At 66.4% G+C, this 14,797-nt stretch carries 9 protein-coding genes; 2 read left to right on the top strand and 7 right to left on the bottom strand.

Annotated features, from left to right (window positions below; translation table 11 throughout):
• Nucleotides 1-376 precede the first annotated feature (376 nt).
• Nucleotides 377-1,222 carry an alpha/beta hydrolase gene (locus ABZS29_RS26310; protein ID WP_355465517.1) on the top strand — a complete coding sequence of 282 codons (846 nt, stop codon included), beginning with the start codon at nucleotides 377-379 and terminating at the stop codon, nucleotides 1,220-1,222.
• Here ABZS29_RS26310 and ABZS29_RS26305 read toward each other — a convergent pair.
• From ABZS29_RS26305 to ABZS29_RS26275, 7 genes are all read right to left on the bottom strand, one after another.
• Nucleotides 1,177-3,408 carry an MMPL family transporter gene (locus ABZS29_RS26305; protein WP_355465516.1) on the bottom strand — a complete coding sequence of 744 codons (2,232 nt, stop codon included), beginning with the start codon at nucleotides 3,406-3,408 and terminating at the stop codon, nucleotides 1,177-1,179. The genes ABZS29_RS26310 and ABZS29_RS26305 overlap by 46 nt on opposite strands.
• Nucleotides 3,409-3,508: 100 nt before the next feature.
• On the bottom strand, nucleotides 3,509-4,183 hold the full coding sequence (locus ABZS29_RS26300) for a response regulator transcription factor (RefSeq protein ID WP_355465514.1): 675 nt from the start codon (nucleotides 4,181-4,183) through the stop codon (nucleotides 3,509-3,511).
• Entirely contained in the window at nucleotides 4,086-5,369 is a 1,284-nt protein-coding gene (locus tag ABZS29_RS26295; protein ID WP_355465512.1) for a histidine kinase, read from the bottom strand. Before ABZS29_RS26295 ends, ABZS29_RS26300 begins: the two co-directional genes overlap by 98 nt.
• 124 nt (nucleotides 5,370-5,493) lie before the next feature.
• Nucleotides 5,494-6,357 carry a DUF6528 family protein gene (locus ABZS29_RS26290; protein WP_355465510.1) on the bottom strand — a complete coding sequence of 288 codons (864 nt, stop codon included), beginning with the start codon at nucleotides 6,355-6,357 and terminating at the stop codon, nucleotides 5,494-5,496.
• Between the two features lie 310 nt (nucleotides 6,358-6,667).
• Complete coding sequence (locus tag ABZS29_RS26285) at nucleotides 6,668-8,146, bottom strand: alkaline phosphatase D family protein (RefSeq protein ID WP_355465508.1); 1,479 nt, start codon at nucleotides 8,144-8,146, stop codon at nucleotides 6,668-6,670.
• A gap of 206 nt (nucleotides 8,147-8,352) precedes the next feature.
• The gene (locus tag ABZS29_RS26280; RefSeq protein ID WP_355465506.1) at nucleotides 8,353-9,426 is read right to left on the bottom strand and encodes a LacI family DNA-binding transcriptional regulator; all 1,074 of its coding nucleotides are present in this window, start codon (nucleotides 9,424-9,426) and stop codon (nucleotides 8,353-8,355) included.
• Between the two features lie 16 nt (nucleotides 9,427-9,442).
• Nucleotides 9,443-13,489 (bottom strand): sialate O-acetylesterase, encoded by a 4,047-nt coding sequence (locus tag ABZS29_RS26275; protein WP_355465505.1) that lies wholly within the window; start codon nucleotides 13,487-13,489, stop codon nucleotides 9,443-9,445.
• Nucleotides 13,490-13,687: 198 nt separating this feature from the next.
• On the opposite strand from ABZS29_RS26275, the gene ABZS29_RS26270 reads away from it, so the two are divergent.
• Nucleotides 13,688-14,794, top strand: coding sequence for an ROK family protein (locus ABZS29_RS26270; RefSeq protein WP_355465503.1), 1,107 nt, complete (start codon nucleotides 13,688-13,690; stop codon nucleotides 14,792-14,794).
• Nucleotides 14,795-14,797 lie beyond the last annotated feature (3 nt).

Genomic DNA, 14,797 nt, shown 5'->3' with positions numbered 1-14,797 from the left:
GGTCGTGCGGGCGGCGCTAGTCGCCGCACACCCACCGCGGACTGAAGGTTGCGCTCGACCACAGCCGAGTGCGTGATCAAGGTGCTGGAGTACTGGCTCGAACGTGGGGTGGATGTGTGGCCGCTCGATGCGGCGTGCGCGGTGCCGGCCGAGTATGCGCTCGGCAGGCACAATGCGTTGCTGGACACGTTCGTGCCGCAGACCGGACCGAATAGTTGCCATCAGCATCGATTGTCAAACCGACACCTGCCCCCACGCTCGAGAACGCATCGCCATGAAGATCCCACCCGCCCCCAGCGCCGCCTGAGCATGGCACTGCTGCGGAGTCTCAGTGGGATGCCAGCGAGGTGTCAGCGGGTGGGGTCAAGCTGGGGGCATGGAGACGACCTACAGCAAGAGATCTGTGGTTTCGGTAGACGGGACTGTGGTCGGCTATCGGCAGATGGGCGGCGGGCCGGCGGTCGTGCTCGTCCATGGGTCGATGCTTGCCGCGCAGCACTTCACGGAGCTCGCCGCAGCGCTCGCGGACGAGTTCACCGTCATCGTGCCCGACCGTCGCGGGCGCGGGCTGAGCGGCCCGCACGGTCCGGACTTCGGAATCGAGCGCGAGGTCGAGGATCTCCAGGCGCTCGTGAAGGAAACCGGTGCTGCCAGGGTGTTCGGGCTGAGCTCGGGCGCACTCATCGCCCTGCGAACTGCAGCTGTCACGCCGGCCATCGAGAAGCTCGCACTCTACGAGCCGCCGCTGTCGATCAACGGTTCCGTCCCGAGCGCCTGGGCCGGGCGCTATCGTCGCGAGATCGCCGCCGGCCGGACTGCCGCAGCGCTGGCGACCGTGCTCAAAGGGCTCCGGATCGAGCCGGCCTTCACCGTCGTCCCCCGGTTCGCGCTGGTTCCGCTGCTGACCCTCGGTCTTCGTTCGGAGCGGAACGGGGACGACGTACCGATGACGGATCTGATCCCGACGATGTCCGCCGATCTTGGCCTGGTCGAACAACTGGCGGACACGACGAAGGATTACGCGGCCGTCGACGCCGAGGTCCTGTTGCTCGAGGGATCCAAGAGCCCGGCCTACTTCGGCATCGCTCTGGACGAGCTCAGCGCCGTACTCCCGCGGTCCTCGCGGCGGGTCCTGCCGAAGCTCGACCACTCCGCTCCCACGGACGACGGGAATCCTCAGGTTGTCGCCGACGTTCTGCGAGGGTTCTTCAGTCCCGCGTAGGCAGCGGTCTGTTCCGGTACGGCGGGCTCGAGGCCGCGGCGGAGCTTCTCGCCCTCGACGTCGATGTTCGGCAGTAGCCGGTTGAGCCGGCCGGGCAACCACCAGGCGGATCGGCCGAGCAGCGCCATGACTGCGGGGACGATCGTCATCCGGACCACGAAAGCGTCGATCGCGACTGCGACAGCCAGCCCGAAGCCGAGTTCGCGGAAGAGCGTTTCGCTGGAGAGGATGAACCCGGAGAAGACGGCGATCATGATGACGGCCGCGGCGGTGACGACCCGGGCGGACTGGCTGAAGCCCTGGATCACCGAGCCCAGTGGCGTTGCGCCGTGCACGTGGGCCTCGCGCATTCGGGTGACCAGGAAGACCTGGTAGTCCATGGCCAGGCCGAACACGACGCCGATCATGAAGATCGGGAGCATGCTGAGGATCGGTCCGGTTTGTCCTTCGATCCCGAAGAGACCGGCTAGCCAGCCCCATTGGAAGACTGCTACCAGCGAGCCGAAGGTGGCGGCGACGGTGAGCAGGAACCCCAGAGTCGCCTTCAAAGGGACCAGGACTGACCGGAAGACCAGCATCAGCAGCAGGAACGCGAGACCGACCACCAGGAACAGGTAGGGCACCAGCGCGGAGCCCAGTTTGGCCGAGATGTCGATATTGACCGCGGTGGCACCGGTCACCGACACAGTGGCGCCGCCCGTCGATGGCAGGTCGCGGATCGAGTTGACGAGATCCTCGGTCTGGGTGGAGCTGGGGCCTTCAGCCGGTATCACGGTCATCAGGGCGGTGTTGCCGGCCGGGTTCATGGTCGGCGGCGTCACGAGCTGGACGTGCGACAGACGTCGTACGGCGTTAGCTGTGTCGGCAACGGCCGCTTTCGGATCGGCCGACGCCATCGCGTCGACGACAACCAGCAGCGGGCCGTTGAAGCCAGGGCCGAAGCCGGTACTCAGCAGATCGTAGGCTGCGCGCTGGCTCGTGCCGGGCTTGGCGGTGCTGTCGTTGGACAGTCCGAGCTGCAGATCGAGGGCTGGAATCGCGAGCGTGCCCAGGCCGAGTGTCGCCACCGCCAGTACGGCGGCCGGCCGTCGGGTGACGAACTCCGCCCATCGGCGGCCCATGGTCTTCTTGGCGACCGTGGTTCGCTGAGCGGCGGCCTTGCGAAGACCTCGGATCCGGCCTCCCATGATTCGGGGTCCGACCGCGCCGAGCATGGCGGGCGTGAACGTCAATGCCATCGCAACGGCCACGAGAACGGTGAAGGCGGCGGCGAGTCCCATCTGGGTGAGGAAGGGGATGCCGACCACCGAGAGTCCGGCGAGAGCGATGACGACGGTCAGGCCGGCGAAGACCACTGCCGAGCCGGCGGTTCCGACCGCGCGGCCGGCTGCTTCTTCGGGTTCGAGTCCTGCGGTCAGCTCTTGGCGGTAGCGGGACACGATGAACAAGGCATAGTCGATCGAGACCGCCAGTCCGATCATCAGCGCCAGCACCGACGTGGTTGAGGCGATGTCGAGGAACCCCGACGCCGTACTGATCGAGGTGACTCCGATCCCGACCCCGATGATTGCTGACAGCAACGGGAGCCCGGCTGCGACCAACGACCCGAAGGTGAACAACAGAACCACTGCGGCGACACCGAACCCGATGACCTCTGTCAGGTGCTGCGCTGCGGTCTCCTTCATCGCGTCCCCGCCGTACTCGACCGTCAGCCCGGCGGTCCGCGCCGGTTCGATCGCGGCTCTGACAGCGTCCCTGGCCTCCGGCGTCACTTCTTGCACCGGGACCTTGTAGGCGACCTGCGTGTACCCGATCCGGCTGTCGGCGGAAATGCCGCGTGCTGCGTACGGATCGGTCGCTGCGGCAACCTGTGGCGCCGACGCGAGCCGCTGGACAGTGTCCTTGAAGAGGGCGCGGTTGGCGGGGTCGGTGAGCTTCTCCCCGGCCGGCGCCTCGAAGACGATCCGGGCGGTCGCACTGTTCCCGCCCATCTGCGGGAACCGCTCGTGCAGCAGATCGCCGGCGCGTTGCGACTCGGTGCCAGGGATCGAGAACCCCGTCGATGTCAACGAGGACAAGGTGACAGCGCCTACCACCCCTGCCGCGAGTAGGCCGAGCCACAGGAAGATGACGAGACGTCGACGCCGGAACGCGAACCGGCCCAGCCGGTAGAGGTAAGTAGCCATGCGGCCGATACTTCAGCGACGCACGGGTAGTCCGCGTCTTCCAGCTGCAGGCTGTCGCTCCTGCTGCGGCTGCGGTACGACGTACTGCGGCCGCAGTACGTCAGGCCGGCGTACCGGGCCGGACCAGGCCCGTCTGATAGGCGATCACCACCAACTGTGCCCGGTCTCGGGCATCCAGCTTCATCATCGCCCGGTTCACGTGTGTCTTGGCGGTCAGCGGCGACAGCACCAGCCGTTCGGCGATGTCCTCGTTGGACAGTCCCTGCGCCACCAGCCCGACAACCTCACGCTCCCGCGTCGTCAGTACATCCAGCCGCCGGATCCCCGTCGTCTCGCTGAGCTCCGGCTGGGCCAGGAACCGGTTCATCAGCCCCCGGACGGCCTTCGGCGACAACAAGGCGTCGCCCTGGGCCACCAGCCGGATCCCGTTGATCAGCTCGGCCGGCTCCACGCTCTTGCCGAGGAACCCGCTCGCTCCGGCCCGAATCGCCTCGAACACGTACTCGTCGACCTCGAAGGTCGTCAAGATCAGTACCTTCACCCCGGCCAGCGACTCGTCCGCAACGATTTCCCGGGTCGCCGCCAGCCCGTCAAGCACCGGCATCCGGATGTCCATGAGGACTACGTCGACACGCTCGCTCCGAGCCAACTCGAGCGTCTGTCGCCCGTTGCCTGCCTCAGCTACGACCTCCAGGCCGGGCGCCGAGTTCACCAGCACCCGGAACCCGCTCCGGATCAACGTCTGATCGTCGGCCAGCAGCACCCGAATCGTCACCGAAAGCTCCATTCTCCAGCGGGATGACAGCATGAACACGGAACCCACCGGCAACGATCCGGCCAGTCGACAGCTCGCCGCCCACCGCCGCCACCCGCTCCCGCATCCCGAGCAATCCGTGCCCGGTGCCAGGCGAAGCATCGACCGCAGTCCGAAACGGCGTACTCCGGCGGCCACCGTCATCCACGACCTCGACGAGCAGTGATCCGCGCCGTTGCTCGAACCGGACCTGTACGACGGCGCCCGGCGCATGCTTCACCACGTTGGTCAAGGACTCCTGCAGGATCCGGTACGCCGTCAGACCGATCACCTCGGGCAGGACGTCCGTCGACGGCGATCGCCAGTCGATCTCAAGGCCCGCTGCGGTGAACGAGGCGATCAGCGAGTCCAGATCGCGTAGCGAAGGTGCCGGCGAGGTCGGCATCGAACTACCAGAGCGACGGAGCACACCCAGCAGCACGGTCAGCTCCTGCAGAACCGACCGGCCGTTCTCCCGGACCAGGCCAAGCGCCTCGTCCGCCTCGTGCGGTTGCTCACGGAGCAAGTGCGACGCGACCCCGGCCTGCACGTTCATCAAGGCGATGTGATGAGCGATCACGTCGTGCAACTCGTGAGCGATCCGGAGCCGCTCCTCGATCAAGCGGCGCTCCGCCTCCTCTTCGCGAAACTGCTCAGCTCGCAGGGCCTGCTGCTCCAGCTCCGTCAGATACGCCTGGCGATAGCGGACCGCTTCGCCGAGGACAGCGGCGAACAACACCATCACCGCGCTGAACACGTTGGTGAACAGATCGCCTTCGGTGAAACGGGTCGACACGAGGATCGTGCCGACCGCCGCCGTACTGACCACGATCGTGCGCGTCCGCAGGTCCTTCCGCGTCACCACCGTGTAGACCGCGACCGCCATGAACAGCGCGATCGGACTCTTCACCTGCTCAATGATCGTGTAAACGAGCACAGCGAGGGTGGTCAGACCCAGCACAGTGAACGGGGCTGCGCGGCGAAAGACCAGCGTCACGCCGGCGAACACGCAGAGCACCACGCCTGCGGGCACGTTGATCTGGTCGCTCTCGGTGGACTTGCCAACGAGATGCCAGACGCTGATCACCAAGCCGATCACCGCAAGAACGCCATCGGCCACCAGCGGGTGCACCCTGATCCGGCCGACCCACTCCACAGGTGCACCCATACGCTCACAGTACGTGTCTGCTGAACCGATTCGCATCGTCCGTACGTGGTATCCGGCGCGTACTACGAACACGGTAGACGCGACTGCGCGAGGGCAGCACTGGACGCGACCCCGTCCGCGACGATCACTCGTAATGGGAGCTCCAGACGCGGGCCTTGTAGATCTCCGCTCCGCTCAAGGTCCGCGTGGCCGCCGGTACGGCGAAGCTGACGGTGTCGGTGCACCACGTCGTACGGCAGCCTGTTTTCGGGGAGGTCCGGACCTGCTGAGCGTTCGGCATGCTGCCGATGCTCTTGATCCCGGCTTGGTCAAACGTTGCGACGACAGCCGCGGCCGACTTGCTGACCTGATACACCTTCGAACCCGTCGAAACCCACAGCCGATCGTGATCCTCCAGCACCGAAGTCAGGTCGTGGCCGCCGCCGGTCGGCAGCTCGATCACCGGACCGTCGCCGATCACCGGGTTGGCCGGTGTACCACCGATCGTCAGGCCGGCGAGCTTGTTGCGGCCGAGGACCCAGAGCAGTTGCCGGGCAGGATCCCACTGCACGCCATGGGCATCCGGCAGCGGATAGGTGACGAACCTGGTCGACGACGAGCCTTGGGACGCGGTGTAGATCCGGACGAAGCCGCCGGTGCTCGCAGCGACCGCGACGTTCCCGTTCGGCAGCAGCTCGACACTGTGCGGGTTGTTGACCGCACCGACATTGACACCCCACAGTTTCTGACCGGCCGGGTAGCTGATCAGCCCCGCCAGGCCTCTCGAGTCCGCGACCACGGCGACGTACGCCCCGGCCGAGCTGAGCCGGAGCTTCACGTCACTGGGCAGGCCCCAGGCGGAGGTCAGCCCGGAGAAGCCATTGGCCGTCGTCGGCGACCACCTCCACTTCTCGGCGGCCGCGGTGTTCCAGTCGGCCACCGCTGGATCCATCAGCCGGATCCGGGCAGCCGGCAGGTTGTCGTAGTCCTGATCGGTGACAGCGACCAAACGGCCTGCCTCGGCGGCGGGCTCGGCAGCGGCAGGGGCTGCTGCAGAGGGAGTCAAAACGGTGGCCAAGAGACTGATGCAGCTGAGCACGCGGATCATCGCAACCCCCAGGTCGGTATCTACGACCCAGGGTAAATGCTTACGCATTCATTCGCCAGATTGGAAATTATTCACAGTCCGGGCCGGTCCAACAGTTGCCTGTCGCTACACGTCGGCTCGGACTCGTCACGAGCGCCACTGTCTTGTTGACCTCGGTTGTATGCGTCCCAAGCTGAAGGACTATCCCAGCTCACCCACGCACGCCCCGGCGTCAGATCGCCTGTACGCCGGGCTGTCCGTCTTCGATGACGAAGGACTTCGCCGTCACCGCGGGACGGTTGGTGACCGTCACCTGGTCGACAGATCGGAAGTCGACGCGCATCTGCGCCGGGCTGATCGTCGTACGGACGTATCCGCGTCGCGCGCTGTAGAACTTCAACCAGGGATTGATGTCCACGTCGGGGATCGCCGTCGAGGCGCTTCCGTCGCCGCCCGAGGTCACCGAGCTGGTGACCAACTCGGTGCCGATGGTCGCCGAGTTCGGATTGTCGTAGTTCGCCTTCAGGTCATTGGCCCAGGCGCGGTGCACATCACCAGTGAGCACCACGGGGTTGCGGGTCGCCCGGTCGACCCAGCCTTGCTGTATTCGGGCTCGCGATGCGCGATAGCCGTCCCAGGCATCCATACCTGCTGCGCCGGTCGAGTCGTAGCGCCGCGCGAAGAAGACTTGCTGCGCAAGGATGTCCCATCGCGCGTAGTGCTGGTTCAGCCCGTTGAGCAGCCAAGTCTCCTGGGTATTTCCCGGCAGACTGCGCGATGCCAGATCCGCGTCCGAGCACACCTGCCAACCGTCGCCGCAGGCCTGGTCGTCGCGATACTGACGGGTGTCGAGCAGGTGGAACGTTGCCAGGCTCCCCCATCGGACCCGCCGGTACAACGGGATGCTGTTGCCGTTGTTGGCCTGGGCCGGCCGCAGCGGCATGTTCTCGTAGTACGCCTGGAACGCCGCGGTCCGCCGGGCGGTCCACTCGGCTGTCGTCAGCGCCGGGGAATTGTTGGCCCGCACCATCCCAGCCCAGTTGTTCTCCACCTCGTGGTCGTCGAAGACCACCAGCCACGGCGCCGCCGCGTGCGCCGCCTGGAGATCCGGGTCGGTCTTGTACTGCGCGTACCGGCGCCGGTAGTCCGCCAACGAAACCAGTTCGGTGGCGCCCGCATGCACCCGAACCCCGTCCGCCGTGGCACCTCCTTCGTAGAAGTAGTCGCCCAGGTGCACGATGACGCCGGGGTTCTCCTCCGCCATCCGCCGATAAACAGTGAAATATCCCCCTTCGTAGTTTGCGCAGGAGGTGAACAACATCTCCAGATTCCGGCCGTTGCTTCCATCGGCGGGCGCCGTCCGGGTTCGGCCAACGTCCGACAGGTGTCCCTGGGCGCGAAACCGGTAGTAGTAGTCGGTATCGGCGAGCAGGCCGCCCGCGACCACATGCACCGAGTGTGCGTTGGCATACGTGGCTGTCACCGTTCCGGAAGCGACCAGCGCAGCGAACGTGTTGGTCAGCGAGACCTGCCATTCCACTGTCACATTGACATTTGCCATCCCACCGTGGCCGTCGTCGTTCAACGGCGAAGGAGCCAGCCTGGTCCACAACACCACGCTGCTGCTGTCAGGGTCACCGGAGGCGATGCCTACTTCGAACGGGTAAGGATCTGCAGCCGCCGCCGTGATCACCGACGTTCTCAAGGGCACAATTGCACTTCCGGCTACCGCGAGGCCGCCGGCGAAAAGGGTTCTTCGACTGATTGGGCGCACGTGAATCGCCTCCAACGAGGTGTTCCGGCCGGTGGTTCGGCAACGCGACGGTTGCCGAGGGCAAGATTCGCAGAAAAGAATCAGGTTGCGAAGAGGCGTGAGATCCGCCTTGTCAAACAATCTACGAATTCACCTATTCAGCGTCAATATGCCGCGAGCGGTCTCGAATCGCTTGCGCAAATCTCCTGCAATACAACAGAACTGCTGTGGACGCAGCCGCAGGACTCCCGATGCATCACCTCGACCGGTAGCCGCAGGGTCTGCGGTGTGGCGAAGGGATCCTGCATTCGACGTACCAGCAACTGGACGGCACGGGCGCCGATCGCTGCCGAAGGCTGAGCGATGGTGGTCAGACCGGGGCTGAACAGATCCGCCCAGGGAAAGTCGTCGAAGGCCGCCAACGCCATGTCGTCGGGGACCCGAACGCCCGCCCGCTGCAACGCGGCCAAGGCCCCGATCGTCATGCCACTGTTGGCACTGAACAGGGCGGTCGGCGGCTTCGCCAAGCGCAGCAGGTGGGAGGTGGCCGCGTACCCGCCGGGAGTCGAGGAGTCGCCGACCCGGATCAGCTCCGGATCGACCCGTACGCCGGACCGCGCGTGCGCAAGGTGGTATCCACGCAGGCGTTCAGCGCTGGTGGACAGACCGGGTATGCCGCCGAGCATGCCGATCCTCGTGTGACCGCGCTGCAGCAGGTGTTCGATCACAGCCGTCACCGCCGCTTCGTTCTCGGCGCCGACCTGATCGACTCTCAACTGGGGGTCGATGCGGTCGACAACGACGAACGGCGCACCCTGATCGCGCAGCAGCGGCAGGGTGGAGCCGCGCCATTCGGCCGTCGGCGCGATCACCAGCCCATCGATGCGGTGCGCGAGGAGATTCGCCACCGCGCTGTGCTCGTACGTCGCATCGTCGCGGGTGTCGACGACGACCAGTTTGAGCCCGGCCCGGCCGGCTTCGGTGTCGATGCCTTGGATCAGGTCGACCCAGTACGGATTGTTCGCCACCGTGATCGCCAGGCCGATGGTCCGGTTCGATCCGGCGGCCAGGGATCGCGCTGTCGGCTGCGGCTGGTAGCCGGTCTGCTCGATCGCTTGCAGGACCCGCTCGCGGGTGGCCGGCGCGACCACCCGCGTCCCGTTCAGGACATGGGAGACAGTCGTGATCGAGACCCCGGCGACGGCTGCGACCGCAGACATCGTGACCGACCGGCTCATGGCTGTCTCCCCTTTGTCATCGGTCGATCGGGAGGGTGAAGGAGAGCAGGCCGGCGCCCGTGGCATTGGTGATCCACGGACCTGCGCGGAGATGACCAAGGTAGGTCAGCGCAGTGGCCGCGGTGGCCGGGCCGGACAGGTCGAGCAGCAGCTTCCCACCGGCCTGGGTCACCGAGGTGACGGTAACCGGCGCACCTTCGACCCGGAAGTCGGCGGCAGCTCCGTTGTCGACCGTCAGTACGTCGTCCGAGCGGAGGTTCACCACGAGTTGTGATCCGGCTGCTGTCACCGTGGAAGGGTTCGGCGGTGCCACGCCGGCCGACGGGCCGCCGTACAGATCTCTGGCCAGTACGGCCAACGTGTGATCACCCATCTCCCGATAGCCACCGGCATAGGCGTAGTGGCACCCGTCATGACCCGACAAGCCGTTGGTCGACAAGACGGTGACGCCGTCGGTGTCGCCGAGTCTGCGCTGGGCCTCCCGCAGCTTGATCGTGGTCGAGTCCGAACAGGGCGACGTACGGACCTGGTAGACGTAGTACCGGGTTGCCGCAGTCCCGATCTCGGCCCGCCAGTCCGCCAGCAAGGTCCGGAACCCGGCCACGTGCACAGCGGCATCGTCCTTGTCCTGCTCGCCTTGGTACCAGAGCACGGCCCGGACGTCGTCGATCACTCCCGCGGCGGTCAGTCGTTGCCGCAGGCGCCCATAGTTCGTGGTGATGTCGTCGGGCTCGGCGTCGTTGCGCTGGAAGAACGAGATCGGCCGGCCGCCGTGCGCACCCTGGATGATTGCCACCGGCACCTTGTAGGTGTCCACGATCCGCCGCCCGGTCCGGATGGCCCATTGGCCGACCGATCCGGACTGGACGGTCACGTCGCCGGTCGCATAGTTCCAGGACCGATCGGCCTGGGACAGCGGCGCGTCGGAGGTCGAGCTTCCATAGCTGCGCAGGTACGGCGACTCTTCGGCGTTCGCGGCGCCGTCGCGCTTCGCCGCCTCGGCATTGGACTGGCCTTCGACGACGTACACATCGCCGGAGACAACTCCGGTACGCCGAGCCACGACCCGATCGACATCGCGTCCGGACGCACGCAGTACGAACGAGTATTCCTGCAGTGCCGCGTTGATCCGCGGCGTGAACCGGAAGGCCCGCGACCGCGACGTGTACTTCTGCGTCTTCCCGTTGCTGGTCACGCTGAGCTCGACCTGCTGCACACGCGGGTCGGTGATCCGGCCGGCCACCGGAACGTTCGCGCCGTTGCGACTGTCCCGCGGGATCAGCTGCAGGTCTTGCGGAGCCTCGGACAGCGCGACTGCCGACGTACGGACGTAGGCCGTCAGCTTGCGTTGCGTGTACTGCGCCGCGTTGTTGGCGAAGGTCCAGTCCGGCTGCGCGGTCGGGCTGGTGCCGATCCCCACCGACAACGCACTGCCCGGTTGGATGAACGAGTTGACCGCGAACACGGTCTTGGGCGGAACGCCGGACGCTCGCGTCGCGCCGATCTGTGAGACCTGGAACGAACCGTAGTTCAGTGCCGCGGTCGGGCTGTCGTCCGCATCGAAGACGGTCGACGACGAATTCGCGACCTGAGTGCTCGCACCGGCCGCATAGCTGTTCGGCCACATCTCGAGGTAGCCGGTCTGCCCGGTCCCGGCGGTGACACCGGGAACGTTGGACCACACGTCGAGATCATCGACACGCTGCCGCACCACCTCGCCCGCCTTCGTCGGCAGCCCGATCCTGCTCGCGTCCGGCGAGAACGGCTCCATCGCCGTCCATACCCACTGCGACCCGTTCGGGCCGTTCAGCTGCAGGCAGTACCCGACCCGGTCGAAGTTCGCACCAACCTCGGTACGGCGATCCAGGCTGTACGGCAATTCCTTGTTCAGGAAACCACCTTGTTCCGGCAGCTCGAGCTGCAGGACCGGCGTGAAGCCGGCCGCGGCTGCATCGCAGCTCTGCACAGTTTTCGTGCCGATCTCCAGCGCGTCGAGATTGATCCCGCCGGAGTCGCCGGGTTCGTAGACCAGAGACACCACCGGTGCCTGACCACTGATCGGGACGTCGTCGATCGTGGCGCTGCCCCAGTCGTCCCAGCTCTTCGAGACGATCGGAAGGCTGACCTGCCGAACGGTGGTGCCGTCAACCTTCAGCGTCAGCGTCCGGGCGTCGTTGTTCGCATTGGCGTACTTGACCGTGACCGACACCCGCTCCGGGGCCGCGGCCCGGCGATGCACTGTGTAGGTCGACGTTGCGCCGGTCGCCTTGAATCCGTCGACGAAGGCGCGGCCGCTGAACCCGCTGTGATTCCCGTTCGTCTTCACACCGCCGCTGTTGGTCGCGTCCTCCGCCTCGATGAGCTTCGGATCGGGGCAGCCGCCGAGAGCGGTGGTACCGGCGGTGTCCGCGCAGTTGTCGCGGGCATCCGGCACCAGGTCCGCATCCCGGTCGCCGGCCCCGCTCCCTGCGTGTCGCTCACGGTGCCCGTCCCCGTGGCCCGGGCCGCCGTGACCTCGATCGTCGTCACCCGTCAGGCTGATCTCGACGGTGTGCTTCCCGCGCAAAGACGACGGAACGGAGTTGCCGGGTACGTGCCGGCCGTCGACCGTGAACGAGCGAATGTTCCGGCCGGATCCGCTCAATGTGATGGTCAGGTCGGCGTTCCGGTACCGCACCCCGCGCAGCGTGACGTCGCCCCAGCCGACCGGCAGCGTAGGAGCGAAGGAAAGCTCCCGCTCGCCGAAGGTCAGACCGAACAGTCCGGTGTGGATCATGTCGATGAACCCGGTCGCCGACCAGGTCTGGTTGGGCTGCGAGTTCCAATGGTTCTTCACGACACCGTTGCGAATCTGGTAGCCGCCGTCGATCACGCCGGTGTCGCCGTTGTAGATCTCCCAGAACCCGCCATTGTTGTTGGCCAGCTTCGCCAGCAGAGCCGTCTCCTTGGCGAACTCCTGCTCAGCCCCGGTCTTCGCCAGCGCCTTCGCCCACAGGCCCTGGACCAGCGGCCAGACGATGGCGTTGTGCCGCCCCGGCTGCTCGGCGGAGTACCGGTCCCAGTGCGGGAACGTGTCCGGCATCCCCCACGTCATCTCCTCGGCCTTCGCGATCACCGAGCGGGCCTGCGCCTGATCGGCGATCCCGAACAGCAGCACGAACGCCAGCCCCGTGCCTTCCTGATAGGCCCCGCGTGCCCCGTCCGCCAGCAGTTGGTAGTTGTACGTGCCGGTGGCGCGATTCCAGAACTGCTTGTTGATCGCCTTCTTCAGCGCCGCGGCCTTGTCCCGGTACGTCGCGATCTCCGCCGGCGGGCGGCGCAGCTTCGCCGCCATGTTCGCGGCACTGACGTACGCCGAGTAGTAGAGCGCGTTGGTACTCAGGTACATGCCCGACGCGATCCCGGCGTACGACCTGCTCCCGCTCCCGAACGACTCGTTCGCATCCGCCGGAGGCGCCGGGAAACCGGCGACACCGTCGTTGAAGAACGACGGGCCGTTGAAGAGCCCGAAGCCGGAGTTGAAACCGTAGACCTTCGCCTGTTCGCGGATCGCCAGGGTGGTGGAAGTGGTGCGGTAGGCGTTGCCGAGGAAGTCCTGATCGCCCGTGACCAGGTAGTGGTTCCAGGCGGCGGTCGCCCAGACCACCTGGTCCCACTGCTGGTTGTCCTGCTGAACCCTAAGGTTGCCGGCGGCATCCTTGTCGACGACCGCCCACAACGTGTTCTTCGCCAGGCCGGGTGCCAGTAGGCTCGTCGCGTTCCAGCTGTTGATCGAGGCGTCCCGGGTCCACGGCTGTGCGTAACCACCACCGGCCCGGACCATGCCGACGCTCGGATCCATCAAACCGCTCTTGCTGTGCTCGGCGTCGTACGGAACGGTGTTGATCTCCAGCAGGTTCTTCAGCGCCATCGCGTACGCCGTACCGAACAGAGCCTGACTGTTCGGATTGGTGAACTCCAGCGAGGGCGCGATCGGACTCACCTCCGCCGCCGTGGCCGGTGCAGCGCTGTAGAACGTCGTTCCCAGGAGGCCGAGTAGAGCAATCCATGGTCTGAGGCGCATGGCGTCACATCTCTCTCTGAGGGCAGCATCACCCGGAAAGTAGAGCGACTTATGACTGGCGTCAATCGAAAGAATCTTGTGATCCGTTAGAAGTTTGCGCAAAACCCCGACCAAGTGGTCGAGCGGTAGCTGAGGCACGACGAACGGTTGGGGCCTGACCTGTCGTGTTTTTCGCCAGCTGCCGACTAAAGTCGCTCCATGACCTTGGCCACCGGCGCGGAGGACCTCCTGCGCCTGATGCTCGACGGGCGCCCGCACACGCGCCCCGACCTGATCGAGCTGTCCGGTCTCGCCCGATCCACCGTCGTCTCCCGGATCGACACCCTGCTCGCCACCGGCCTCGTCGTACCGATCGGTGAGGCTTCCTCCACCGGCGGACGGCCGCCGTCCCGGTTCGCACTGGCTCCGCAGTCCCGCTTCTTGCTCGCCCTCGACGTCGGGGTCCGGCACCTGACGGTCGCCGTCACCGATCTCCTCGGCACCACCGTCGACATCACCACCACCGCGCACGACATCGATGCCGGCCCTCGGGCGGTCCTGGGCAAAGCAGTCCGGCAAGCCCGGCGGCTCTTGAAGGACCGGCCACTGGCCGGAATAGGTGTCGGACTGCCCTGCCCGGTCGATCCCGAGACCAGCCGGCCCAACCTCGGGCCGATCATGCCCGGCTGGGACAACTACGACGTCGCGGGCCGCCTGTCCGACGAACTCGGCCGGCCGGCGTACGTCGACAACGACGTGAACCTGATGGCACTCGGCGAACACGCCGCCACCTACCCCACCACGAACAACCTGCTGTTCCTCAAGGTGTCAGCAGGCATCGGCTCCGGGATGATCATCGGCGGCCGGCTCCAACGCGGCGCGCAAGGCCTCGCCGGCGAACTCGGCCACGCGCGCACGGCCGACGGTCACGACATCGTCTGCCGCCGCTGCGGTAACACCGGCTGCCTCGGCACCGTGGCCAGCACCGTCGGCATCACCGCAACCCTCGAACAACAGGGCGTCCACGGCGACCTCCTCGACCTGGCCCGTTCCGGACACCCAGCCGCCCTCACCGCGATCCGGCAAGCAGGCCGCGAGATCGGCTCCGTCCTCGCCACCTGCGTCAACCTGCTCAACCCGTCCGTGATCGTGATCGGCGGCTCCCTGGCGGAAACCGGCGAAACCCTGATCTCCGGAATCCGGGAGAACATCTACTCCCGATCGCTCCCCCTGGCCACCGCCAACCTTCGAGTCACCACGGTCAGCACCCCCGACATTGCCCTCAAAGGCGCGGCCACCATGGTTCTTCAGCAGTTGCTCACCTGATAT

The organism is Kribbella sp. NPDC005582, assembly GCF_040605415.1.
Classification (GTDB): domain Bacteria; phylum Actinomycetota; class Actinomycetes; order Propionibacteriales; family Kribbellaceae; genus Kribbella.
Note: the sequence above shows the minus strand (reverse complement) of the source record. Positions and strands in the feature narration are given on the sequence as shown.

Coding starts and splice junctions, on each gene's coding strand:
- ABZS29_RS26310 (WP_355465517.1), top strand. CDS start 377: ATGGAGACGACCTACAGCAAGAGATCTGTGGTTTCGGTAGACGGGACT.
- ABZS29_RS26305 (WP_355465516.1), bottom strand. CDS start 3,408: ATGGCTACTTACCTCTACCGGCTGGGCCGGTTCGCGTTCCGGCGTCGA.
- ABZS29_RS26295 (WP_355465512.1), bottom strand. CDS start 5,369: ATGGGTGCACCTGTGGAGTGGGTCGGCCGGATCAGGGTGCACCCGCTG.
- ABZS29_RS26280 (WP_355465506.1), bottom strand. CDS start 9,426: ATGAGCCGGTCGGTCACGATGTCTGCGGTCGCAGCCGTCGCCGGGGTC.
- ABZS29_RS26275 (WP_355465505.1), bottom strand. CDS start 13,489: ATGCGCCTCAGACCATGGATTGCTCTACTCGGCCTCCTGGGAACGACG.
- ABZS29_RS26270 (WP_355465503.1), top strand. CDS start 13,688: ATGACCTTGGCCACCGGCGCGGAGGACCTCCTGCGCCTGATGCTCGAC.